Here is a 21,496-nt window from a genome sequence, read left to right as displayed (position 1 = left end):
CTAAAATCCTATACCCACATCAAAGCCACTATTTAGGCCAATGCTGGTGATATCTATCAATCATAAATTCATGCTCATGCTTACCTTTATGATTGTGCTGCAATAAATGCTCGTGGTCCTGCGGTAAATCAGGATGAGTATGCTCTAGAACTAAATCATCTTTTCTTGGCCAGGTAACAAATGCGACGACCATGGATACGAGGGCAATGAATGCCATAGGCACAAAAGTAATCAATGTTCCAAAGTATGTACTTAACCAGCCCACTAATGGATAAGTGATTAACCAACAAGCATGGGAAAATGCAAATTGAGCTGCAAATAGTGCTGCCCGGTTTTCACTTGAGGCAGATTTTCTAATAAGACGTCCAGTGGGTGTTTGAGAAACCGAATAACCAATGCCTAATATAAACCAAAGTGCTAATAACCAAGCATAGGTAGAAATAAAGTAGCCACTCAGCAATCCAACGACGAGAACCACAGTCCCTGAAAGCATGACAGCTCTATCATTCAATTTATCTAATATTTTTGGCAATGCAAATGCAGCAAGCATTGAACCTAATCCAAATAAACCAAATGCCCATGTCGTCGCTTTTTCTGTCAAGCCAAAGGTCGTTTGAACAAGAACGACTGTATTTACGATAACGACTGCACTGGCTGAAGCAATAGCGAGATTTAAAGCTAACAATGCTTTTAAACGAGGTGTTCTGAAATATATTTTTGCGCCTTGTTCGATCCGGTTATATACCCCGATAAACTCAGGCATTTTCGCATTTGGTAATTTTGCACTGACTACAAATAATGCTGAACCGATAAATCCAACCACCGTTCCCAAAAACAAGTTGTGATAACTCATCACTGTGAGTAATAAACCTGCAAGCATCGGGCTTATAATGTTTTCCAGATCGTAGGCTAAACGAGACAGAGATAAAGCCTTTGTATACTCTTCTTCTATGGGTAAAACTTCCGGGATCATGGCCTGGAATGTTGGGGTAAAAGCGGCTGAAGCAGACTGTAGAATAAAAATCAAAATATAGATTTGCCAGATTTGAGTCACGAAAGGCAGACACAATGCGGTTAAGGCTCGAATGACATCCAACCCTACCAAAACTTTTTTTCTCGGTAATCTTTCTGCAAATGCGGAGGCAATGGGTGCGACACTAATATAAGCAATCATTTTAATCGCCAAGGCAATACCCAGGACTTGGGCTGCTTGCTCTTTTGCGATGTCATAAGCCTGTAAAGCTAGAGCAATAGTAATGAGTCCAGTACCAATCAAAGCGATGACTTGGGCTAAGAACAAATGCCGATATGTTGTGTTTTTTAATACTTCTAGCATTTTAGGGACTCCTTATTTAGAACCTAACTTTTATGCCATACAGGTTCCAGATGAGGCTTAGCCCTCATCTGGAATTTTACAAATTAAAAGACCTTTTTCATTTCACTGAAATGACCTTCAATATTCAAAGTTACAGTCACTGGATTTTCTGTTCTGTTTCGCCAGAACCAGCCATGCTTTCCGTCAAATGCAGCGGTCAATGTGCCAGATTGCTCAGTTTCATTTTTACCTTTACCGTATCCATGATAGAAATCTTTTGGTGCATTTACAGGATCACCATGCGTGTCATAGTTCAGACCACCACCTGATGATTTCCAATCAAAGGTTACACTTGCATCTTTGGGCATAGCCAACTTAACTTCGGTTGCCTGGTTAGGTTTTAATTCGATAGAGATCGATTCTTTCTTAATAGCGGGCATTGTATTTGAGCTCTCATCTGGTACAGCAGCCTGAGCAACCGAACTATTAGCAGTAGTTACTGAAGGGATCTGAGAGCTCTCTCCCATACCATTCACTGATTCAGCCGCTAAAGATTGCTTAATTTCACCCATTTTGGTTAAACCCAAAACTTTACCGACACCAGTAGGGTCAATAGCGTATTCGGCTGGCATTACCCAAGTCACAAGAACAACAATGGCGCTCACCGCCGCAATAACAGTTGATTTGATCAGTTTTTTTGAAGAGGGTAATTCAACATCTTTTGGAATTTCAGCGTTAAACATAATTTAGATCCTTATTGAGTAATGAAGCCAGTGAGTTGGTAGCCAACAAGTAGAAAACCAAGGAACATCAAGAAGACATTGCTTTGATATGCTGTTCTGAAGAAATAAGGAGTTTTTCTCCACATCGTCATAAGCAGTAAAATGATGGCTAATGCCATGAGTTGCCCTAATTCGACCCCGATGTTGAATGAGATCAGATTCGCAAGCAGGCCATCATCTGGCACTTCATATTCCTGAATTTTTACAGCTAAACCAAAGCCGTGAATCAAACCAAAAATCAGCGTGGCAATTTTTGTATTGGGCTGGAATCCAAACCAGCGCTGATAAGCACCTAAATTATCTAAAGCTTTATAAACAATAGAAAAACCAATGATTGCATCAATAATGTATGCATTCATCGAAATGTTGTAATACACCCCTATCAGCATGGTAACTGAATGACCGATGGCGAACAGGCTGACATACAAACCAATATCTTTCATACGGTATAAGAAGAAAATAATACCGACCAGAAATAATAAATGGTCATAACCTGTAACCATGTGTTTGGCGCCCAGATAAATAAAGGGGATCACATGAACACCGTAGATTTCCTGTATATAGCCTTTGTCACCCTCTGCAACTCCATGAGCAAAAAGTGCAGGACTTATCAAGACCATACCTAAAGCAATCAACAGCTTTAAATAGGTTTTGAGCTTCACATAATGTGAATCAATAATTTGCATCTAAATCAAACTCCAAAAATTAAAAAATGGTTCAAAAAACTCATGATTTTTTTTGGAGGTTTAAAAATACGACTTGCAAGCAATAGAGCGTATTTCTGCGTACGGTCAAATATTTGCGCACCTAACAGAAGCAAGATAAGTGCTATTTCTTTGATAGATGCAACATTAGAAAAATGTTCGTAATAGGTATCTTGATGATGATGTGAATGTTGCTGATTTACCTCATGATGATGAGTGTGAATCACATCTACATAGGCATGCTTTTGAAAGCGGTTTTCAGTCGCATGCTCGTTAAAATGCAGACATAGTGCAAGACTGATGATGCAAACCAGACACATCATCACATATCTCATTTTTGAATCTTGCACTATTGCCATCATATTGAACTTCTCTACCCTTTCTGCTCAGCGAAACCGTCAGATTTTTTCTGAAGAGCTTGGTTAAACCAAACATAGAGGGTGGGCAGAATAATCAAGGTAAGTAGCGTTGAGGAAATAATTCCCCCTATAACAACGGTTGCAATTGGGCGCTGTACTTCTGAACCAATCCCCACGTTTAAAGCCATAGGGATAAAGCCCAAAGAGGCAACCAGTGCAGTAATCAGCACTGGCCGCAAACGTTCTAATGCACCATGTTTTACTGCATCAATCAGCCCTTCACCCTGATCACGCAATCTCTGAATGGCCGATACGAGTACCAAACCATTGAGTACTGCAACACCCGATAAAGCAATAAAACCAACAGCAGCCGAGATAGAGAAAGGAATATCACGGAGGGCTAAAGCAATGACGCCACCCGTTAATGCAAAAGGCACACCAGTAAAGACCAGCACACTATTTCTGATATTGCCTAAGGCCATATAAATCATTGCAAATATCAAAATCAAAGCGATGGGTACAACAATCATAAGTCGATTAGAGGCTGACTCCATTTGTTCAAAAGTACCGCCCCAAGTGAGCCAGTAACCTTCTGGCATTTGGAAATCAGAGTTTAATTTTGATTGTGCATCAGCAATGTAACTACCGATATCAGTACCACGCACGTTTGCCGTGATCACAATACGACGTTTACCATTTTCACGAGAAATTTGGTTTGGTCCTTGAATATTCTTCAATTCAATCAATTCGGACAACAATACACTTGAACCATCAGGCAAACTGACAGGAATTTGATACAGTTTTTCCAGGTCAGTTACTGAGTTTTGATCCATCCGCACAACAATATCGAACTTACGATCTCCCTCAAAAACCTTACCTGCTGTTTGCCCCGTAATCAGACTGGATACTTGCTTTTGTACATCTTCAGCATCAAGACCGTAGTTGGCGATCATGTCTTTTTTAAGTTCAACAGAGACCATTGGAAGCCCACTCATCTGTTCAACTTTTAAGTCGGCTGTTCCATTCACACCTTCTAAAATTTTCGCTGCAGCATTTGCAGATTCAAGCAACTGATCTAAATCATCACCATAAATCTTCACTGCAACATCTGTACGGACACCTGAAATCAGTTCGTTAAAACGCATTTGAATCGGCTGAGTGAACTCATAGTTGTTGCCATAAACGCCTTTTGCCACACGTTCAATATCGGCAACGACAGCTGATTTTTCCTTGTCAGGATTCGGCCATTCGCTACGTGGTTTCAATATCACAAAATTATCAGCGACGTTTGGTGGAACTGGGTCAGTCGCAATTTCAGCTGTCCCCACTTTGGCAAACATGGTTTTCACTTCAGGAATTTTGACGATTTCTTTTTCAAGCGCATACTGCATTTCAACAGCTTGAGTTAAAGAAGTTCCAGGAATTCGAAGTGCATGTAATGCCACATCACCTTCATCTAATGAGGGAATAAATTCGGAACCTAAACGAGTTGAAAGACTCGCACTGAATACAAAGAAAATTGCTACGAACGCGATCAGCTTATAACGATGACTCAAAGACCAATCTAAAATTGGGCTATAAACTTTCTTAATGAAATGAACAATCTTCGATTCCTCTTCCTTAATTTCGCCTGTCGTGACCAAAGCCACCATTGCAGGAACAAAAGTAATCGAAAGAACCATTGCAGCCACGAGAGCCATAACAACTGTAGCTGCCATCGGTGTAAACATCTTGCCTTCAACACCAGTAAGCGTCATGACAGGCAGATACACCAAGATGATGATCAACTGACCATAGAGAATGGCTTTTCGTGATTCCTTAGTCGCTTCAAAAACCGTCGTGAATCGTTCTTGACGGGTGAGTATTCGTCCTAATTCTTTCTGCTTCATCGCTAATTTTGCAAGTGAAGCTTCAACAATGACGACAGCACCATCGACAATGATCCCGAAATCTAGCGCACCTAAACTCATTAAGTTTGCACTGATTCGTTGATTCACCATGCCTGTAATGGTCATGAGCATTGATAAAGGAATCACCATCGCAGTGATGAGCGCTGCACGGAAATGTCCAAGAAATAAGAAAAGAACGACAATAACGAGGATTGCACCTTCTAGAAGGTTTTTCTTCACCGTGTCTATCGTCGCATCAACCAAGGTTGTACGGTTATAAACTGCTTTTGCCTCAACACCTTCTGGCAATGACTCTTGGACTTTTTGTAACTTTTGATCTACCGCATGAGCAACATTTCGCGAGTTTTCACCAATCAGCATAAATGCAGTACCTAAGACAATTTCTTGCCCATCTTTAGTTGCTGCACCTGTACGTAACTCGTGACCAATCGATATTTTTGCCACATCTTTCAAACGCAGAATGTAACCGCTGCTTGTGGTGATCGGAATATTCTGAATTTGTTCAATCGAACTGATTTGAGAATCAGAACGTATCAAGTACTGCTCACCATTCTTCTCAATATAGCCTGAACCTTTATTCATGCTATTTTTAGAAATAGCATCCAAAATAGTCTTTTGATCTAGACCAATACTTCGTAAATACGCATAGTCGGGCTGTACAACAAATTGTTTTAAATAGCCACCAATCGTATTGATTTCATTCACACCTTCGACATTTCGAAGCTGAGGCTTGATCACCCAATCCTGAAGTGTTCGCAATTCAGTCGGTGAAAGTGGAGTCGGGTTGTTTTTTGCATTTTCCACCGTGTACATGAAGATTTCGCCAAGTCCTGTAGAAACAGGACCCATAGAAGTCGATATACCTCCTGGAAGACTTGGTGTAACCCCTTGCAACTTTTCATTCACTAGCTGACGGGCAAAGTAAATGTCCGTGCCTTCCTTAAAAATCGCAGTCACTTGAGATAAGCCGTATCTGGATACTGATCGGGTATAGTCCAGATTAGGAATACCAGCCAAAGCCGTTTCAATGGGGTAGGTGACCTGGGATTCCATCTCGGTTGGAGATAAGCCCTGGGCCTCACTGTTAATTTGAACTTGTACGTTGGTAATATCGGGTACAGCATCAATTGGCAGTTTAAAATAGTTGTAAACGCCAAATGCCCCTATGAATAGGAAAATGATCAGTACCAGCCAACGATTCTTTATCGAGAGCTTTACAATTTGGTCAAACATAAACGCTACTCCTTAATGATCATGAGTAGCGCCAGATTTACCCAGCTCTGCTTTTAATAAATAAGAATTACCTGCTGCATAAATCTGCCCTGCTTTTAGACCAGATTTAACTTCAACAAAACCATTAAATTTATCGCCTAACTCTAGAGGACGTGCTTCAAAGTCATTCCCGACACGAATAAACACCACATCCCAATCACGGAAGTTTTGCAAAGCATCTTCACGGACAACCATCGGTTTCATGCTCTGGTTTTCAAAGATTTGTGCAGTGATTAACTGTCCTGAACGCCATCTGAACTGGTTGGGAATTTCAATAAAAACTTGCGCAGTTCGTGTTTTTGGATCAATCACGTCACTGATATATTTGATGCGCCCCAATGCTTCTTCTGTGCCTGTTTGAGTTTGAGGCTTAACAGTTACTTTATTATTTGGATTAATGGCATCCAGTTGATCCGCAGGCACATTAACCACAGCAATAAGTTGAGATGTATTGGCAATTTTGAACAATGGAGATGATGGCGTTACATTAGAACCAACAGCACCAAGCACTTGTAGAATCGTACCTGACATTGCGGCTCTGACTTCAATTGTTCCATTACCTGCCCCCCCATAGGAACGGATTAAGCTATTCAGCTCATTGGCCCTAGTCTGAGCATTTTCAAATTCACGTTTGGCATTGATGTAGTCAATTTCAGGTGAAACTTTCTTTTGAAATAAAACTCGTTCCTGTTCCATCTTTTTACGGGCAAATTGTAAGGTATCCAATGCAAGCGTACGTTCCGCATTAAGACGGATTAACTCCTGACTTTGCACAGTCGCTAACAGATCCCCCTGATTCACTTTATCGCCAATTGAACGGTACGTTTTTATTAATGTTCCACTCGTTTTAGGTGTAATAAAGCCTTCAAAATTATCAGGAAATTTAAGTTCACCTTTGAGTTCGAGTGCATTTTCAAACATCATGGGTTCAACTTTTAAAAGTTCCAAACCACTGCTCTTGATACTGCTATCAAGCATAGTGACTCGTCCCTCTTTGGTATCCCATTTCCAAGTATGTTTTTTACCTTGATAATCAACATTGATCACCATCAAGAATGAATGTGGCTCATAGACAATTTCATTCCCAATCAGATAATCGCTTTCAGGCTTAAATGATATGGTTTGTTCTGCATCAAGACGCTGGATAAAAATATTGGCACTAATCTCTTCTGGTTTTAATGGCTTATCTTTAAAGTAGCCATACACCCGTAAATGAGGCTCTACCCCTTCCTCGAAGATTTTGACTTCAGCAGCAAAATCACCATCGCGATATAAACGGCCCCCATGCGGGCCTTTTTCATCTCCTGCTACAGCAACTTTTTCTTCAGTCACCTCATTATGACTTGAAGTTTCGGCTTTATTACCCGTTTTGTACCAAGCGATTGCACATAAAACGACTAATAAAGCGATAACACCTGTAGTAATTAAAGTATTGGTTGGTTTATTCATATTTTCAGGCCTTATTCTTGATCTAAATTGGTCACATAATTTCGTTCAACCTCTGCAATTTGATTTTGCAAAGCCAACCACAAATCGAATCGAGCGAGATGTTTATCCAACCAAATTTGCTTAATAGTATTGAATTCAAGTAAAGAAATTTTTCCTGCCTGATACCCCATTTCAGCAATTCTCAAACTTTCTTTGGTGGCAGGAAGTATGGACTGATCATAATTTTTGATCGAATCAATCAGGTTCGATACTTCAATAGACTTATTTTCTAATTCAATTTTGGAGTTACGGTTTACGAGAATAGAACGAGTTTCTGCATGTACTTGCTCCGCTTGTGCAAGTGCAATGCTCCCCTTATTTCGATTAAAAACAGATAGGGGAATAGATGTAGAAACTAAGAAAACTTGATCATTGGTCTCCTGATAGTTCCTTACCCCTAAACCCAGCGTAATATCTGGCACGGCTTCTTTTTTAGCTAATTCATACTGGGTTTTAGCCAGTTGAGTTTTAAGCAAGGCTTCTTGTTCAGATAAGCTCAATTTATCCGCAAAGTTAATGCTTAAAGGAACTTCTATTGCTTGATCAGGTAATACAGATATGAATTTGGAACACAGATTTTTTTGAAATTGAACTTTCTTCACTTCGTTCTGATAACGTAGTTTTGATTCAGACGATAAAGCTGAACTCAATTGAACATCAGATGGAATTACTCTGCCAAACTTCAATTTTTCATTCAGAACATGGGCTTGTCTCGCGTTCATCTTGCTTTCGGTAGAATAAATTTCTACCCGTTTTGAAGCCGCATACCAATTTGACATACAAACACGGAAATCGGCTTTTAATTCAGCCTGACGCTTCAATGCCTCAAATTGGTTATTATTCCCTTGAAACCCTGCCAACTGCCTACGCAAAGCGCGTTTATTATTGAGAGGAATATCCTGGGACAAACCAATCATAGTCGTTGGCCCATCAAGATCTTTAAGGTCTGAATTACCTAAATTGTCTAATTCAAGATTAAACGTAGGATTATTAAGTCTACCGGCATATTTCTGATTTATGGCATATGCGTGTTGAGACTGTTGCAAACTCTTCAAAATTGAATCGTTTGAAATTACCTGTTGTTGTAGCTGAACGTAATCAGATGCTGCAAATAATCGAGTCGTTGCTGCTACTAAACCACAGGCAAGAAATATCTGATATTTTTTAGACATGACTTTACCTATACAAAAAAATGGAAATTATTTTTTGTACAGAAAAATCAATTTCTTAGAACAATTAAACCTTTTGTAAATATATAGGAATTACAAAGATATTCTATCCTTTTCCTAAGTGCATAGGATCGAACGGGTCGTTCAAAAAGACTCAGGAAAAGCAGAATGAGCGGGAGGGAAAAACTTAAGAGAAAAACTGGATCAATTGTAATTTGATCATCAGCTTGAATAGGCTTAGTAGAATGATGAAAAGGTGCTTCATCATAACTGGTCCAGTTGTGATTTTTAGTATCTTCTAAGACTTGCTCTTCAGCATGATGAATAAGAGACCATTGGCTGGAACTGTCTGTTTCAACTGAGATAGTCACATCATGATGATGGTCAAGATTTTTAGCTATAACTGGCGCCCATGTGTAAGCTCCCGTTGTTGTTATCGCAAACAAAAACAGGACAAACGCAAGAATAAGTTTTGAGAACTTATTATGTGGCATACGAAAAAATCATCTCGAGATTCGCAGAAAGCATACTGAATAGAACTTCAAAAGTAAATTGTTACCTAAGATAAAAACTATTTGTATTATTTTTAGAAAAAGGTATGAGTAAGCTACCAAAGATAAGTACTCTAATGTTTGATTTCCTCAACAACCTTATTTTGGAATTATCTTATTCAATACCCACTACTGTTGTTATGCCTGTAATAAGGATCTCATTTCCAAATATATAAAGTGAAGCCAACAAGACTTTAAATGTATATAAAAAATGGTTAAATAATTGCAAGGGGGGCTTTAAAACGTTTTAATCGTAAAGCATTTCCTAGTACAAATATTGACGAGAGCGCCATTGCACCTGCAGCAAATACAGGAGAAAGTAGCAGTCCAAATTGCGGATAAAGTACACCAGCTGCAATAGGAATCAGAGCTGCATTGTAAACAAATGCCCAAAATAAATTTTCACGAATATTGCTTATAGTCGCTTTGCTTAAAGCGATAGCATTCGGCACTCCTTTCAGGTTGCCAGACATCAAAACCACATCAGCAGCTTCAATAGCTACGTCTGTACCTGTACCTATCGCTAAGCCAATATCTGCTTCTGCAAGTGCAGGGGCATCATTAATGCCATCTCCAACATATGCGAGTTTACCATATTGATTTTTTAATTTTTTAACGGCCTCTATTTTACCTTCAGGTAAGACTTCAGCAATAACCTCATCAATACCTAGTTTTTTTGCAATCGCTTGAGCTGTATGACGGTTATCACCTGTAATCATGGCAACCTTTAAACCTAACTGATGTAACGCTTCAATTGCAGCAAATGTTGATTCTTTAATTGGATCTGCTACAGCAATAATGGCAGCAAGTTTCTGGTCAATCGCAACATAGAGAGGGGTTTTTCCTTCTTCTCCCAAACGATCCGAAAATTGAGAAAAAACAGTAGGATTCAAACCTAGTTTTTCCATATATCGATCTGCACCAATATGAACCAAATGCTCAGAAACCTTCGCTTCTATTCCGTAGCCGGTCACTGATTTAAAATCAGCAACAGGAGACAGGATTAATTCCTTATCTATAGCGGCTTGTACAATTGCTCGAGCAATAGGGTGCTCAGACTTTGATTCAACGGCTGCCATCAGTGAAAGTACGGTATTGTATTCAAAACCTTCTAAGACATGCAGATCGGTTAAAATTGGTTTCCCTTCAGTCAGAGTCCCTGTTTTATCAACTGCAACCACTTTAGTTTCTTTGAGCAGCTGTAAAGCTTCACCTTTACGGAATAAAACCCCCATTTCAGCACCCCGCCCAGTTCCCACCATGATTGATGTAGGCGTTGCAAGTCCCATCGCACAAGGACATGCAATAATGAGTACAGCAACCGCGTTCACTAAACTAAACGTTAGGGCTGGTTCAGGGCCGAAGATAAACCACGTAAGAAAAGTTAAAAGAGAGAGACCCATTACTACAGGTACAAACCACATGGTAATTTTATCAACCAATGCCTGAATCGGCAGCTTGGAACCCTGTGCCTGTTCAACCATTCGGATGATTTGAGAAAGCACTGATGAACTACCAACAGAGGTGGCTTTGATATTTAAGCTGCCACTTTGGTTAATTGTTCCTCCTACCACAGTAGAGCCTATCGTTTTTTCAACGGGCATAGGCTCGCCAGTAATCATGGATTCATCAATAAAACTTTGGCCGTGAATAACTTCACCATCGACAGGGATACGCTCGCCTGGTCTAATCTCTACAATCGTTCCTGTTTGAACTTCGGCAATCGGAACTTCTATCACCTGATTATTGAGCTGTATTCTGGCAACTTTAGGCTGCATTCCAACTAGATGTTGAATTGCTAAAGACGTTCGGCCTTTTGCCTTGGCTTCAAAAAATCTACCTAATAGAATTAAAGTGATAATAACCGCTGCAGCTTCATAATAAACATTGACCGTGCCTTGTGGCAGGACACTTGGAAAGAAAGTAGCAACCACTGAATAAAGATAAGCAGCCAATGTTCCTACAGCCACCAAGGAATTCATGTCTGGTGCTAAGCGGAATAAACTTGGGATGCCCTTTTTGAAGAAGCGTCGGCCTGGAAAAATTAATGCTACTGTGGTCAAGAAAAATTGCATTAACCAGCTATTTTGTTGGCCAATGTTATCCATCATAAACGTATGAAAGGCCGGAATCAGGTGTGATCCCATTTCTAAAATAAAAATGGGTAGAGTCAATAAGACTGACAAAATTAAATCTTTTTTAAGTTTTTCTAATTCAATATTCTTTTTATCTTGAAAGCTTTCCGTAGTTTGATGAACTGACTTTGCTTCAAACCCTGCTTTGGTCACAGCCTGAATTAACGAGTCACGAGTGACAGATGAGCTTGCCTGAATAGTCGCTTTTTCAGTAGCCAGATTTACATGTGCTGATTCCACACCCTCAACAGATTTTAAGGCTTTTTCTACTCGACCTACACAAGAAGCACATGACATACCCTCAATCGTAAGCTCTATTGGTTGCAGCGCTTCCACTTCGTAGCCTGCTTTTTCTACGGCTTTAATTAAAGTAGCGCGATCAAGTGGTTGATGCGCATAAATGACTGCTTTTTCGGTAGCCAGATTTACATGAGCCGATTCAACACCCTCAACAGATTTTAAAGCTTTTTCCACACGGCCTACACAAGAAGCACATGTCATCCCCTCAATCTCTAATGTTTCACTGTAGTGTGGCGTATCAGTCATTTCGGTACTCATATACGATCTCTATCATTTAGATATGCTGAGTTCTATATGCGAAGATCAGCTCGAACCAAGATTAGGGGGAATTCAGGGATTACTTTTATTTCAAGCAAGTACAGGTTTTATCTGTACGATGAGGAAAATAAGAGAGAGTAAAAGTGGTAAGGAATTCCCACTGTTACTCTAACAGAGATTAAGCAGGATCAGCTGTAAATCCACGCTCACTGAGAGTGGCAATGACTTGATCCTGACTCACCGTTGTGTTGATTTCAACAATACGGTTTTGTAAATCAATATCGAGTGAGGCATTCGAGTCGAGCTCTTTAATTGCGGTAGTAATGCCGCGTGCACAACCACCACAAGTCATATTAGCGATGTGAAATTTCATATGTTGCTCCTTTTTAACAAAACATTTGTTTAAAACATTAGAACAGTAACTCTAAACTTTCACCATACAACCAGCCTTTTTCTGAATCAGTTACTCGCTGTAACTTGGTCTGTTTACAACCTTACAGTTTTCTTCAGAGTATTCCAAAGAAGAGTGTTCTAATGACTACAGTAAAAGTACTTAACCAACATTAATGTGACTTTAAAATGACATTTTTGTCATCTACGATCACACTGAAATTTATAAGATTAGTTATTTCAATCAATGGTAGTGAACTGAATAGATGAGACCGTTATGGGTTGAAGATAAGCTAAAAACCGGTGACTACCTTTATGTATAATGCCTCATGATGCGATTTTACTGTTCTGATTGTCGTAAGTTGACAGTCCAGTAGAAACTTTATTGCTCAGCTACAAAAGATAAATGCAGTAATGTTAAATTTCCTCAATTCCCTTATTTTGAAATTCTCTTATTCAATACCCACGACAGTGGTTATATAGCCTGTTGTTAATAGAATTGATAGACCTAATAACATCTCAAATAAAATGGCATGACTAAGGTGTTTAGCGAATTTAGGATGTTGAAGACGCGGGGTGAAATACCATTTGTTGAAGGCAGCTAAAAGTAGAATACCTATAACAAAAAACATTTTAACCATGAAACCATAGCCATATGCAGTATTGATTAAGGTATTAAAATCTTTAATTAAAAGAAGAGCTACACTAGCGCCACAGGCGATTAATATCCCAACAATGAAAGCAGCAATACGTCCAAATACATGCATGCGATCTTTTAAAGGTAAACCACTTATTTCCCGGCTGGTTTTCCATAACGGATATAAAGACCCCATCCATAACGACATAACTAGAATATGGATTGATAATAAAATTTGAGCAAGTAAGGTTAAATTAGCGACATGTCCGAGCTGGGAAAAACTAAAAATAATCGGGATAAGTAAAATACAAAATATTGAACTTTCAATTATAGAAAAATGACCTTTGTTCCTGTTAAGTTTAACCACCATGAGAAGAAGTAAAAGAGCAAAACTAATAGAACGAAGAACGTATATATACCCCGTCGGAGTATTAACCAATATATTAATATACGTGGGGTCCACCATACCTGTAATACCAGTATTGGCAAAACTACCAATCAGAATAAAAAATCCCAAGGTACTGGAAATTAGGCCTAATCCAGCGCCAATTGTAATATATTTAAGAATCGATTCTTTTAGTTCAAGATATTGTCTAAGTAAAAAATAGCAAAAGGCTCCACCAACGACAAAAGCTACACTTAAATATAAAATAACCTTAGTTAACCAAGTGGCCCACATCCAATATTCAGAAATCATTATTTTTGTCCATTCTAGAACAACATGCCAGCACCTCACTGACATGTTGAAAGGTAATCAATTCTTATTTAGTTGATTTGATAGTGAAACTATATTCACCATTCATGTTGTGACCATCTTTCCCCATTGTTGTCCAGACAACGGTATATTTACCTTTTTTCAGTTTCGGAAGAGCGACATCAAAGGATTTCTTTAAGTCATGAGTAACTTTATATTTTAAAGGAACATCTCTTCGCTGAGCATCCAGTAACTTAATATTCATCAACATAACCTCTGTACCAAAGTTAAGGGTCAAGTTCTTTGGTTGACTAAGGACAGATGCATTTTCCGCAGGAATCGCACTCACTAAACTCACATGAGCGAACGTAGTTGTAGTAGCCACAATCATCGTTGCAGCTACTACAACATTACGTAGAGCAGTCATTTTATTTTGAAATAATTTCATTTACGTTTCCTCTTGATTCGTTAGTTCATTAGAGATGACTTTATAAAATCTATATTTAATGAGACCACATCATCTCCTCTTATATTTCAATTATTAGTGAGAGACACAAACAGAGCGATGACTTCAAAATTACATTTTTGTCATTTTTAAAATTTAAAATCTTTAACTATTAAAATAATCTTATTGAAAAATAATGATCATTTAACAAACAAATTATGTAGGTGGTTGATTTATGAAATGTAGTAATCATTTTGTCTAAGAAAATAGTAGCTATTTAATTTTTTATATTTTAGTTTAAATATAAACATGTTATGTTTAATTTGATCTAATATAAATTTGTGGGCTAAGCACATGACTCAAACACGTCCAAGAATGACCAAATTATTTGAACAGCTTGGTTTAGCTTCTACTGAAGAAGCAATTGCAAAATTCATAGAGAGCCATCAGCTAGCTGGAGATGTTTTTTTAACACAAGCAATTTTTTGGACTGATGCTCAACGTCATTTTTTAGAAGAAAAACTACACTCTGATGGTGAATGGACGACAGTGATTGATCAATTAAATGAGTCTTTACATGAAAATTCAGTAAAATAATTTTCCGTTAGTATTAAGGATCTACATTCTTCCCTGCATTGAATACAACTCATTCATACAGTAGTACTGTTTTGGAGATGGAATCTCTATTATATAAGTAGTAGATTCCTTACTCTGAAATTTGGATTATAAACCCTAATATTAAAAATAATCTTCTTTACCTTCTAAGTTGACAAAAATAACTAATGATGCGAAAAGGTTTTTTTAGTTAACAGATGTTCACACATGCCTAGAATTGTTTCTGTACCACTTAGTTTAGAACAGCGAGAACGACTCATTTTTCTGGTCAAGCATGCAAAACATTGGCGTGAAAGGCAACGTGCCCAAACTATTCTCTGGCTTTCCGAAGGTAAAAGTGTTGCGGAAGTTGCCACTCTACAAGAACGTATCCCAGAAACCATAAGGCTACAACGCCGACGTTGGGAATTGTATGAGTTTGAATCGATTAAAGAAGGCCATCGCTCAGGTCGACCCAATACATTGATCTCAGACTATCAGGCGAAAATCCTAGATTGGGTCAATACAAGTCCACTCAATGCAGAACAAATCCGAGTCAAACTACATGAAGAATACGAAGTGTCCGTGTCTGTTGAAACCATTCGTAAGTTTTTACGTGATTCAGGTATGGTCTTCAAGCGTACCCGTCATAGCTTGAAAAAAAAGAGATCCGATTGCATTTGAACAAGCAACACAGCAGATTGAAGAATTACGAGAGCAAGCGGCACGTGGTGAAATTATATTAGGTTATGTTGATGAAACAGGATTTTCATCTACACCTGATAACCGCTATGCGTGGACAAAGATAGGTGATGTTCATGCGGTTGATGCAATAAGATTAAAACGAGTTAATGTCATGGGGTGTTTGCTTTCAACGGGGAAACTGGTGACAAGCTGTTTACAAGAGTCAGTGAAAAGCACTTGGTTTTATGCCTATTTAACTGGAATAGCTCAACAAGTAAAACAGATGTATAACCTTCCATTGGTTCTTATTGTTGATAATGCCTCGATTCATAGAAGTAAAAAGATGGCTGATTACAGAGAGCTACTTAAAACTAACTTTTCGACGAATCTGTATTTTATTCCAGCTTATAGCCCTGAGTTAAATCGAATCGAGATAGTATGGAAGCAGATGAAATATTATTGGCGAGATTTTCAAGTCATGACAGCTGACAAAATAGAGCAATGGGTGGAGAAAGTATCAAACCAATTCGGAAAAGAATACATGTTTACTTTTTAATGACAACTTATCTAATAAATATACCAATAAGTTTAATAATTAAATTATCCACCCTTTTTTCTATAAAAAACTATTTTGATCAACTGTATTTTTTCTTTAAAGGAATAACAGTGTAAATTACATTAAGAATGTGTCTCTAACTAGCCTTGGAGTCATCTAATCATTTCATTTTTATTTTTTTAAGCACATAAAATCATAACAACTTTAATAGTTTTAAAAGATTAATATTAAATAAAATTTTTGTCATCTCAGCATAGACTATATATTTCGAGAAGATCTCAAAATTACATTTTTGTCATTTTTAAAAATAATTAATTAATAGTGCTAAAATTTTTAAGAGAGACAGAGAATAACCAAAAATTTCATCAGTTTAGTAGTCAAATTCCTAGACTCTGTTCAGTACTAAAACATAGCTTTTACTTCCAAATTATTTAAAGGAAAAAATTATGATGAAATTCAAAAACATTTTTTTGGGCTTATGTATCGCAGCCGCGTCATTGAATACATTTGCACAGCAATCCGATGAACACAAAGATCACCACCCTGAAAAAACAGCACCATCTGCAGTAACAATTAAGCAAACAGTTACCAGCACCACTGCTACAGATAAAATGGCTGCAATGGACCAGCACATGAAAGCAATGCAAGCCATGCATGCAAAGATGATGGCTGCAAAAAACCCTCAAGAACGTCAAAAACTTATGGCTGAGCACATGAAACTCATGCAAGGAGGTATGAGCATGATGAAACAGATGAGCGGCCAAAGCATGAATGCAAATATGGCTGACCGTCAGCAGATGATGGAAAAACGTATGGACATGATGCAGATGATGATGGACTGTATGCCTCCCTCCACAACTAAATAATTACCCATGAATTAGAGAGGGAAGCACCATGAACCATCAACCTCAAGAACATAATTCAGTACCTAACTTTTGGTCTACACGTTATGCCATCGGCCTATTCGTGATTGGTGGTGTGGCAGCCTATTTTCTCTTAACCGAGCATTTGGCCCATGTCGTTGGTGTTTTACCCTTTTTACTCCTTTTAGCATGCCCACTCATGCATATTTTTATGCATGGTGGTCATGGACATCACCATCATCAACAGAAAAATCCAGACACATCAGATAATAAAAAATCACGCGAACCAGGAGACCCCTCATGAATCATGCGGAATCGGCCTATGGTCTGTGGTGGCTCGTCATCATAAATTCGGCAATTTTCATTATGTTTGCCTTCAGTTTTTTTAAACCCGCCACAGCACGAGACTGGCGTACTTTTAGCGCTTTCTCTGCTTTCATCATTGCATTGTTTGTCGAGATGTATGGTTTCCCTTTAACCATTTACCTGTTGTCAGGCTGGCTACAAACTCGCTTTCCTGAACTTGATTTGCTGTCGCATAACTCAGGTCACTTATGGTCAACGCTACTGGGTGAAAAGGGTGATCCACATTTTGGCATTCTGCACATCGCGAGTTATATTTTTTTGGGCTATGGTTTCTATTTACTATCAAAAGCATGGCAGGTGTTGTACCACGCACAACGTCATCACCAATTGGCAGTAAGCGGACCCTATGCGCGCATACGCCACCCGCAATACGTAGCTTTTGTAATGATCTTGCTGGGTTTTTTATTGCAATGGCCAACTTTACTGACACTGATTATGTTTCCGATCTTACTGATTATGTATGGGCGCCTAGCAATCACGGAAGAGGCTGAGATGAGTAAACAGTTTGGTACTGTCTATGACAGCTATGCTCAACAGACTCCAAGATTTATTCCAAAATTCGGCCATAAAACCACTTTACCATAGGAGAATTATTTATGTCAGATCAAAAAAATCATAACCAGGACCATATGGCACAGGCTACAACAGACGTACTGAAAGACCCAGTCTGTGGTATGACCGTCACTGAAGAATCGAAATACCATGAGGAATTTAAGGGGAAAACTTACTTTTTTTGCAGTGATAAATGTCAATCAAAGTTTCATAGCAGCCCGGTGCAATATATCGCTAAACCCGCAACGACGACTGCCGATGCACATACACAGCATCATCAGACTGTTCAACACGTTAATGCGGCAAGCACAACAGGTACGACCATCTATACATGCCCAATGCATCCAGAAATCAGGCAAGATCATCCTGGAAACTGTCCTAAATGCGGAATGACACTGGAGCCACTCATTCCTGAATTAGAGGAAGATGAGAATCCGGAGTTACGTGATTTCCGCCGACGCTTCTGGTGGACACTGCCATTGACCATCATCGTGACTTTTTTGGCGATGTTTGGTCATCAAATGAACCTGTTCAATATGGCTGTTCAGAGCTGGATTGAACTGGTGTTGTCACTCCCAATTGTACTTTGGGCAGGTTGGCCATTTTTTTCCCGGGGTTGGCAATCGGTTGTGAATCGCAGCCCGAACATGTGGACGCTGATTGGTTTGGGCACTGGAGCTGCATTTATTTATAGTGTGGTCGCAACCATTGCACCGCAAATCTTCCCAGACTCATTTATTTCCATGGGTCGTGTCGCTGTTTACTTTGAAGCTTCAGCGGTCATCATTTCATTGACCCTACTGGGACAAATATTGGAGTTAAAAGCACGTTCGCAAACTTCTGCTGCAATTAAGTCACTCCTTGGGCTCGCTCCTAAAACAGCTCGCCGAATCCTGCCTGATGGAACTGAAGAAGATGTTCCTCTAACGCATGTCCATGTAGGAGATTTACTCAGAATTCGCCCAGGTGAAAAAGTGCCTGTGGATGGTGTAATCACTGAAGGAAGTAGTTCAGTGGATGAATCGATGCTGACAGGTGAACCTTTACCTATCACTAAACGTATCGGCGATAAAGTCATTGGAGCTACCCTGAATACCAATGGTTCATTGATCATGCGTTCAGAGAAAATTGGTTCAAGTACCATGTTATCCCAGATCGTACAGATGGTGGCGCAAGCTCAACGATCGAGAGCACCAATGCAACGTATGGCTGATCAGGTAGCAGGTTGGTTCGTCATGGCTGTAGTGATCATTGCCTTGCTTACCTTCTTTGTATGGGGACTATTCGGCCCAGAAGAATCAAGCTGGGTTTATGCATTAATCAATGCTGTGGCAGTACTCATTATTGCCTGTCCTTGTGCACTAGGCTTGGCAACTCCAATGTCTATCATGGTTGCGACGGGTAAAGGTGCTACTCATGGTGTGCTGTTCCGTGATGCAGCAGCCATTGAGAATCTACGCAAGATTGACACACTAATCATCGATAAAACAGGTACGTTAACTGAAGGACGCCCTGTATTCGATCGTGTAGTTGCCGCATCAGGTTTTGACGAATCTGAAGTATTACGTTTAGCCGCCAGTCTTGATCAAGGCAGTGAACACCCGCTAGCCGAAGCGATTGTAAACGCAGCACACGAACGTGGCCTGTCTCTTGAAACACCAGATAATTTTGAATCAGGCTCAGGGATTGGTGTTCGAGGTCAAGTGGGCGATCGTCAGTTAGCTTTGGGCAACACAGCACTGATGGAGCAATTAGGTATCTCGGTACAATCTCTGATTCCGCAAGCCGAAGAGCTGCGTTCAGAAGGTGCAAGTGTGATGCATCTAGCCATCAATGGTGAATTGGCCGGCCTGCTTGCAGTATCCGATCCCATCAAAAAAAGTACCCCTGAAGCACTTGCCACCCTGAAGGAAGCTGGACTACGTATCGTGATGGCAACAGGAGATGGTCTCACCACTGCCCGTTCAGTCGCATCACGTCTGGGTATTGATGAGGTACATGGTGAAGTTAAACCCGCAGATAAACTCGAACTTGTCAGCAAATTGCAGAAGCAAGGTCGCATCGTGGCAATGGCCGGCGATGGAATCAATGATGCACCAGCACTAGCCAAGGCTGATGTCGGTATCGCTATGGGGACCGGAACTGATGTCGCAATGAATAGTGCCCAAGTTACGCTGGTCAAGGGAGATTTACGAGGGATTGCTGTTGCCCGTTCACTTTCGGAAGCTACTGTCGGCAACATGAAACAGAACCTCATGTTTGCTTTCCTTTACAATGCTTTGGGTGTCCCTATCGCGGCTGGCGTACTATATCCATTTACCGGTTGGTTGTTGTCACCGATGATTGCCGCCTTGGCTATGAGTTTGAGTTCAGCTTCAGTCATCACGAATGCCCTTCGCCTGCGAAATAAAAAGTTATGATAGAGAGTTCTTTTCTTCCACCAGATGTACCAGGTCTTATTGCAGCACTTGCCATCGGCCTGCTCATTGGTTTAGAACGAGGATGGCACGATCGTGAATTGCCCGAGGGCAGCCGAGTAGCAGGCCTACGTACCTTCACATTGACAGGATTGCTCGGAGGAGTGCTCGGTCATTTACAACCAAACTTCGGGCCTTGGCCGCTGGTCGCGGCCGTATTAGGGCTTTCCTTATTATTAACAGTGTCCTACGCGCGTACCGCAAAACTTTCCGGTAATCTAAGCGCTACCACGACGATCGCGATGCTGTTGACATTAGTTTTAGGTGCATATGCATCCCATGGTAATGTTACTTTAGCATTAACCGCGGCTGTAATCGTCGCTGTATTTTTGGATCTCAAGCCAACCTTACACGGTTGGCTACGCTTGATAGAGCATCGTGAATTAACCGCATCCCTGCAGTTGCTGGTACTTTCTGTCGTTATATTACCCTACTTACCCAATACGGGTCTGGGACCTTTTGCTGCATTAAATCCTTACCAGTTATGGTGGGCAGTGATCCTGATTGCCGGACTCTCTCTGGCAGGTCATTTTGCCATGCGGCTTACCGGTTCAGAAAGAGGCATATTCTGGACAGGTCTATTGGGTGGTTTGGCATCTTCTACAGCTGCAACTGTCGCACTGGCACGCTATGCACGCCAGCACCCCGTCATGGTCAGTGCTGCTATTTCTGGAACATTGGCTGCCTGTGGCATCATGTTTTTTCGTATGGTTGTGCTGATAGGCGTCATTGAGCCAGCATTGCTAAGCACTTTTGGTGGTGCAATGATGATTGCGGGAATCCTTCTGCTGGGTATGGCATTGTGGAGACAACGCCAAATTACCAGCGCTGAAAACAACGATCGAACAATAGAAGCAATGGCTCCTTTTGATCTTGGGACAGCATTCAGCTTCGCTGCTTTCCTGGCCGTCATGGCAGTCTTGGTCCCGGCAGCAAAACTGATGTGGGTATAGGATTTTAGCTGTCTCTTATACACATCTCCGAGCCCACGAGAC

At 40.1% G+C, this 21,496-nt stretch carries 19 protein-coding genes and 1 pseudogene; 8 read left to right on the top strand and 12 right to left on the bottom strand.

Annotated features, from left to right (window positions below; genetic code table 11):
• Nucleotides 1-28 precede the first annotated feature (28 nt).
• The 12 genes from BFN00_RS12450 to BFN00_RS12395 all read right to left on the bottom strand — a co-directional run bounded on the left by BFN00_RS12450 (nucleotide 29) and on the right by BFN00_RS12395 (nucleotide 14,412).
• Complete coding sequence (locus BFN00_RS12450) at nucleotides 29-1,336, bottom strand: MFS transporter (RefSeq protein WP_071851960.1); 1,308 nt, start codon at nucleotides 1,334-1,336, stop codon at nucleotides 29-31.
• Nucleotides 1,337-1,419: 83 nt separating this feature from the next.
• The gene (locus tag BFN00_RS12445) at nucleotides 1,420-2,058 is read right to left on the bottom strand and encodes a hypothetical protein (protein ID WP_005248675.1); all 639 of its coding nucleotides are present in this window, start codon (nucleotides 2,056-2,058) and stop codon (nucleotides 1,420-1,422) included.
• 11 nt (nucleotides 2,059-2,069) lie between these two features.
• A complete protein-coding gene (locus BFN00_RS12440) occupies nucleotides 2,070-2,783 on the bottom strand; it encodes a HupE/UreJ family protein (RefSeq protein ID WP_005248674.1) in 714 nt (237 codons plus the stop codon).
• 5 nt (nucleotides 2,784-2,788) lie between these two features.
• Nucleotides 2,789-3,163 (bottom strand): hypothetical protein, encoded by a 375-nt coding sequence (locus BFN00_RS12435; protein WP_034438673.1) that lies wholly within the window; start codon nucleotides 3,161-3,163, stop codon nucleotides 2,789-2,791.
• A gap of 11 nt (nucleotides 3,164-3,174) precedes the next feature.
• The gene (locus BFN00_RS12430; RefSeq protein ID WP_005248672.1) at nucleotides 3,175-6,303 is read right to left on the bottom strand and encodes an efflux RND transporter permease subunit; all 3,129 of its coding nucleotides are present in this window, start codon (nucleotides 6,301-6,303) and stop codon (nucleotides 3,175-3,177) included.
• 12 nt (nucleotides 6,304-6,315) lie between these two features.
• Nucleotides 6,316-7,791 carry an efflux RND transporter periplasmic adaptor subunit gene (locus tag BFN00_RS12425; protein ID WP_044111958.1) on the bottom strand — a complete coding sequence of 492 codons (1,476 nt, stop codon included), beginning with the start codon at nucleotides 7,789-7,791 and terminating at the stop codon, nucleotides 6,316-6,318.
• 11 nt (nucleotides 7,792-7,802) lie between these two features.
• Nucleotides 7,803-9,002: a TolC family protein gene (locus BFN00_RS12420; RefSeq protein WP_005248670.1), complete on the bottom strand. Its 1,200-nt coding sequence runs from the start codon at nucleotides 9,000-9,002 to the stop codon at nucleotides 7,803-7,805.
• 47 nt (nucleotides 9,003-9,049) lie between these two features.
• Entirely contained in the window at nucleotides 9,050-9,493 is a 444-nt protein-coding gene (locus tag BFN00_RS12415) for a hypothetical protein (RefSeq protein ID WP_005248669.1), read from the bottom strand.
• Nucleotides 9,494-9,765: 272 nt separating this feature from the next.
• Nucleotides 9,766-12,243, bottom strand: coding sequence for a heavy metal translocating P-type ATPase (locus BFN00_RS12410; RefSeq protein ID WP_071851958.1), 2,478 nt, complete (start codon nucleotides 12,241-12,243; stop codon nucleotides 9,766-9,768).
• Nucleotides 12,244-12,421: 178 nt separating this feature from the next.
• On the bottom strand, nucleotides 12,422-12,616 hold the full coding sequence (locus BFN00_RS12405) for a heavy-metal-associated domain-containing protein (protein ID WP_004281879.1): 195 nt from the start codon (nucleotides 12,614-12,616) through the stop codon (nucleotides 12,422-12,424).
• A gap of 469 nt (nucleotides 12,617-13,085) precedes the next feature.
• Nucleotides 13,086-13,967 (bottom strand): CopD family protein, encoded by an 882-nt coding sequence (locus tag BFN00_RS12400; RefSeq protein ID WP_023278709.1) that lies wholly within the window; start codon nucleotides 13,965-13,967, stop codon nucleotides 13,086-13,088.
• 64 nt (nucleotides 13,968-14,031) lie between these two features.
• Nucleotides 14,032-14,412 carry a copper resistance CopC family protein gene (locus tag BFN00_RS12395; protein WP_071851956.1) on the bottom strand — a complete coding sequence of 127 codons (381 nt, stop codon included), beginning with the start codon at nucleotides 14,410-14,412 and terminating at the stop codon, nucleotides 14,032-14,034.
• Nucleotides 14,413-14,763: 351 nt separating this feature from the next.
• Here BFN00_RS12395 and BFN00_RS12390 point away from each other — a divergent pair, with 351 nt between their 5' ends.
• From BFN00_RS12390 to BFN00_RS12355, 8 genes and pseudogenes are all read left to right on the top strand, one after another.
• Nucleotides 14,764-15,006 carry a DUF2789 family protein gene (locus tag BFN00_RS12390; protein ID WP_004281876.1) on the top strand — a complete coding sequence of 81 codons (243 nt, stop codon included), beginning with the start codon at nucleotides 14,764-14,766 and terminating at the stop codon, nucleotides 15,004-15,006.
• Between the two features lie 225 nt (nucleotides 15,007-15,231).
• Nucleotides 15,232-15,687 (top strand): helix-turn-helix domain-containing protein, encoded by a 456-nt coding sequence (locus BFN00_RS12385; RefSeq protein WP_004647755.1) that lies wholly within the window; start codon nucleotides 15,232-15,234, stop codon nucleotides 15,685-15,687.
• Nucleotides 15,677-16,243 carry an IS630 family transposase gene (locus BFN00_RS12380; RefSeq protein WP_143115427.1) on the top strand — a complete coding sequence of 189 codons (567 nt, stop codon included), beginning with the start codon at nucleotides 15,677-15,679 and terminating at the stop codon, nucleotides 16,241-16,243. Before BFN00_RS12385 ends, BFN00_RS12380 begins: the two co-directional genes overlap by 11 nt.
• A gap of 446 nt (nucleotides 16,244-16,689) precedes the next feature.
• The gene (locus BFN00_RS12375) at nucleotides 16,690-17,109 is read left to right on the top strand and encodes a hypothetical protein (RefSeq protein WP_071851952.1); all 420 of its coding nucleotides are present in this window, start codon (nucleotides 16,690-16,692) and stop codon (nucleotides 17,107-17,109) included.
• A gap of 28 nt (nucleotides 17,110-17,137) precedes the next feature.
• Nucleotides 17,138-17,410 (top strand): DUF2933 domain-containing protein, encoded by a 273-nt coding sequence (locus BFN00_RS12370; RefSeq protein ID WP_004755892.1) that lies wholly within the window; start codon nucleotides 17,138-17,140, stop codon nucleotides 17,408-17,410.
• Nucleotides 17,407-18,057, top strand: coding sequence for a methyltransferase family protein (locus tag BFN00_RS12365; protein ID WP_016658846.1), 651 nt, complete (start codon nucleotides 17,407-17,409; stop codon nucleotides 18,055-18,057). Before BFN00_RS12370 ends, BFN00_RS12365 begins: the two co-directional genes overlap by 4 nt.
• 11 nt (nucleotides 18,058-18,068) lie before the next feature.
• Nucleotides 18,069-20,444, top strand: a complete 2,376-nt coding sequence (locus BFN00_RS12360) for a heavy metal translocating P-type ATPase (RefSeq protein WP_016658845.1) — start codon at nucleotides 18,069-18,071, stop codon at nucleotides 20,442-20,444.
• Nucleotides 20,441-21,439 (top strand): annotated as a pseudogene (locus tag BFN00_RS12355) (MgtC/SapB family protein); the annotation flags it as partial. The gene BFN00_RS12360 and the pseudogene BFN00_RS12355, both read left to right, overlap by 4 nt.
• Nucleotides 21,440-21,496 lie beyond the last annotated feature (57 nt).

This window comes from Acinetobacter sp. AR2-3 (assembly GCF_001878775.1).
GTDB classification, from domain to species: domain Bacteria; phylum Pseudomonadota; class Gammaproteobacteria; order Pseudomonadales; family Moraxellaceae; genus Acinetobacter; species Acinetobacter lwoffii_D.
The sequence above is the reverse complement of the archived record's forward strand: the minus strand, read 5'-3'. Positions and strand labels throughout refer to the sequence as shown.

Bases quoted from the DNA above. Each gene is read 5' to 3' on its own strand.
- BFN00_RS12450 (WP_071851960.1), bottom strand. From the start codon at position 1,336: ATGCTAGAAGTATTAAAAAACACAACATATCGGCATTTGTTCTTAGCC.
- BFN00_RS12445 (WP_005248675.1), bottom strand. From the start codon at position 2,058: ATGTTTAACGCTGAAATTCCAAAAGATGTTGAATTACCCTCTTCAAAA.
- BFN00_RS12440 (WP_005248674.1), bottom strand. From the start codon at position 2,783: ATGCAAATTATTGATTCACATTATGTGAAGCTCAAAACCTATTTAAAG.
- BFN00_RS12435 (WP_034438673.1), bottom strand. From the start codon at position 3,163: ATGATGGCAATAGTGCAAGATTCAAAAATGAGATATGTGATGATGTGT.
- BFN00_RS12430 (WP_005248672.1), bottom strand. From the start codon at position 6,303: ATGTTTGACCAAATTGTAAAGCTCTCGATAAAGAATCGTTGGCTGGTA.
- BFN00_RS12425 (WP_044111958.1), bottom strand. From the start codon at position 7,791: ATGAATAAACCAACCAATACTTTAATTACTACAGGTGTTATCGCTTTA.
- BFN00_RS12420 (WP_005248670.1), bottom strand. From the start codon at position 9,002: ATGTCTAAAAAATATCAGATATTTCTTGCCTGTGGTTTAGTAGCAGCA.
- BFN00_RS12415 (WP_005248669.1), bottom strand. From the start codon at position 9,493: ATGCCACATAATAAGTTCTCAAAACTTATTCTTGCGTTTGTCCTGTTT.
- BFN00_RS12410 (WP_071851958.1), bottom strand. From the start codon at position 12,243: ATGAGTACCGAAATGACTGATACGCCACACTACAGTGAAACATTAGAG.
- BFN00_RS12405 (WP_004281879.1), bottom strand. From the start codon at position 12,616: ATGAAATTTCACATCGCTAATATGACTTGTGGTGGTTGTGCACGCGGC.
- BFN00_RS12400 (WP_023278709.1), bottom strand. From the start codon at position 13,967: ATGATTTCTGAATATTGGATGTGGGCCACTTGGTTAACTAAGGTTATT.
- BFN00_RS12395 (WP_071851956.1), bottom strand. From the start codon at position 14,412: ATGAAATTATTTCAAAATAAAATGACTGCTCTACGTAATGTTGTAGTA.
- BFN00_RS12390 (WP_004281876.1), top strand. From the start codon at position 14,764: ATGACTCAAACACGTCCAAGAATGACCAAATTATTTGAACAGCTTGGT.
- BFN00_RS12385 (WP_004647755.1), top strand. From the start codon at position 15,232: ATGCCTAGAATTGTTTCTGTACCACTTAGTTTAGAACAGCGAGAACGA.
- BFN00_RS12375 (WP_071851952.1), top strand. From the start codon at position 16,690: ATGATGAAATTCAAAAACATTTTTTTGGGCTTATGTATCGCAGCCGCG.
- BFN00_RS12370 (WP_004755892.1), top strand. From the start codon at position 17,138: ATGAACCATCAACCTCAAGAACATAATTCAGTACCTAACTTTTGGTCT.
- BFN00_RS12365 (WP_016658846.1), top strand. From the start codon at position 17,407: ATGAATCATGCGGAATCGGCCTATGGTCTGTGGTGGCTCGTCATCATA.
- BFN00_RS12360 (WP_016658845.1), top strand. From the start codon at position 18,069: ATGTCAGATCAAAAAAATCATAACCAGGACCATATGGCACAGGCTACA.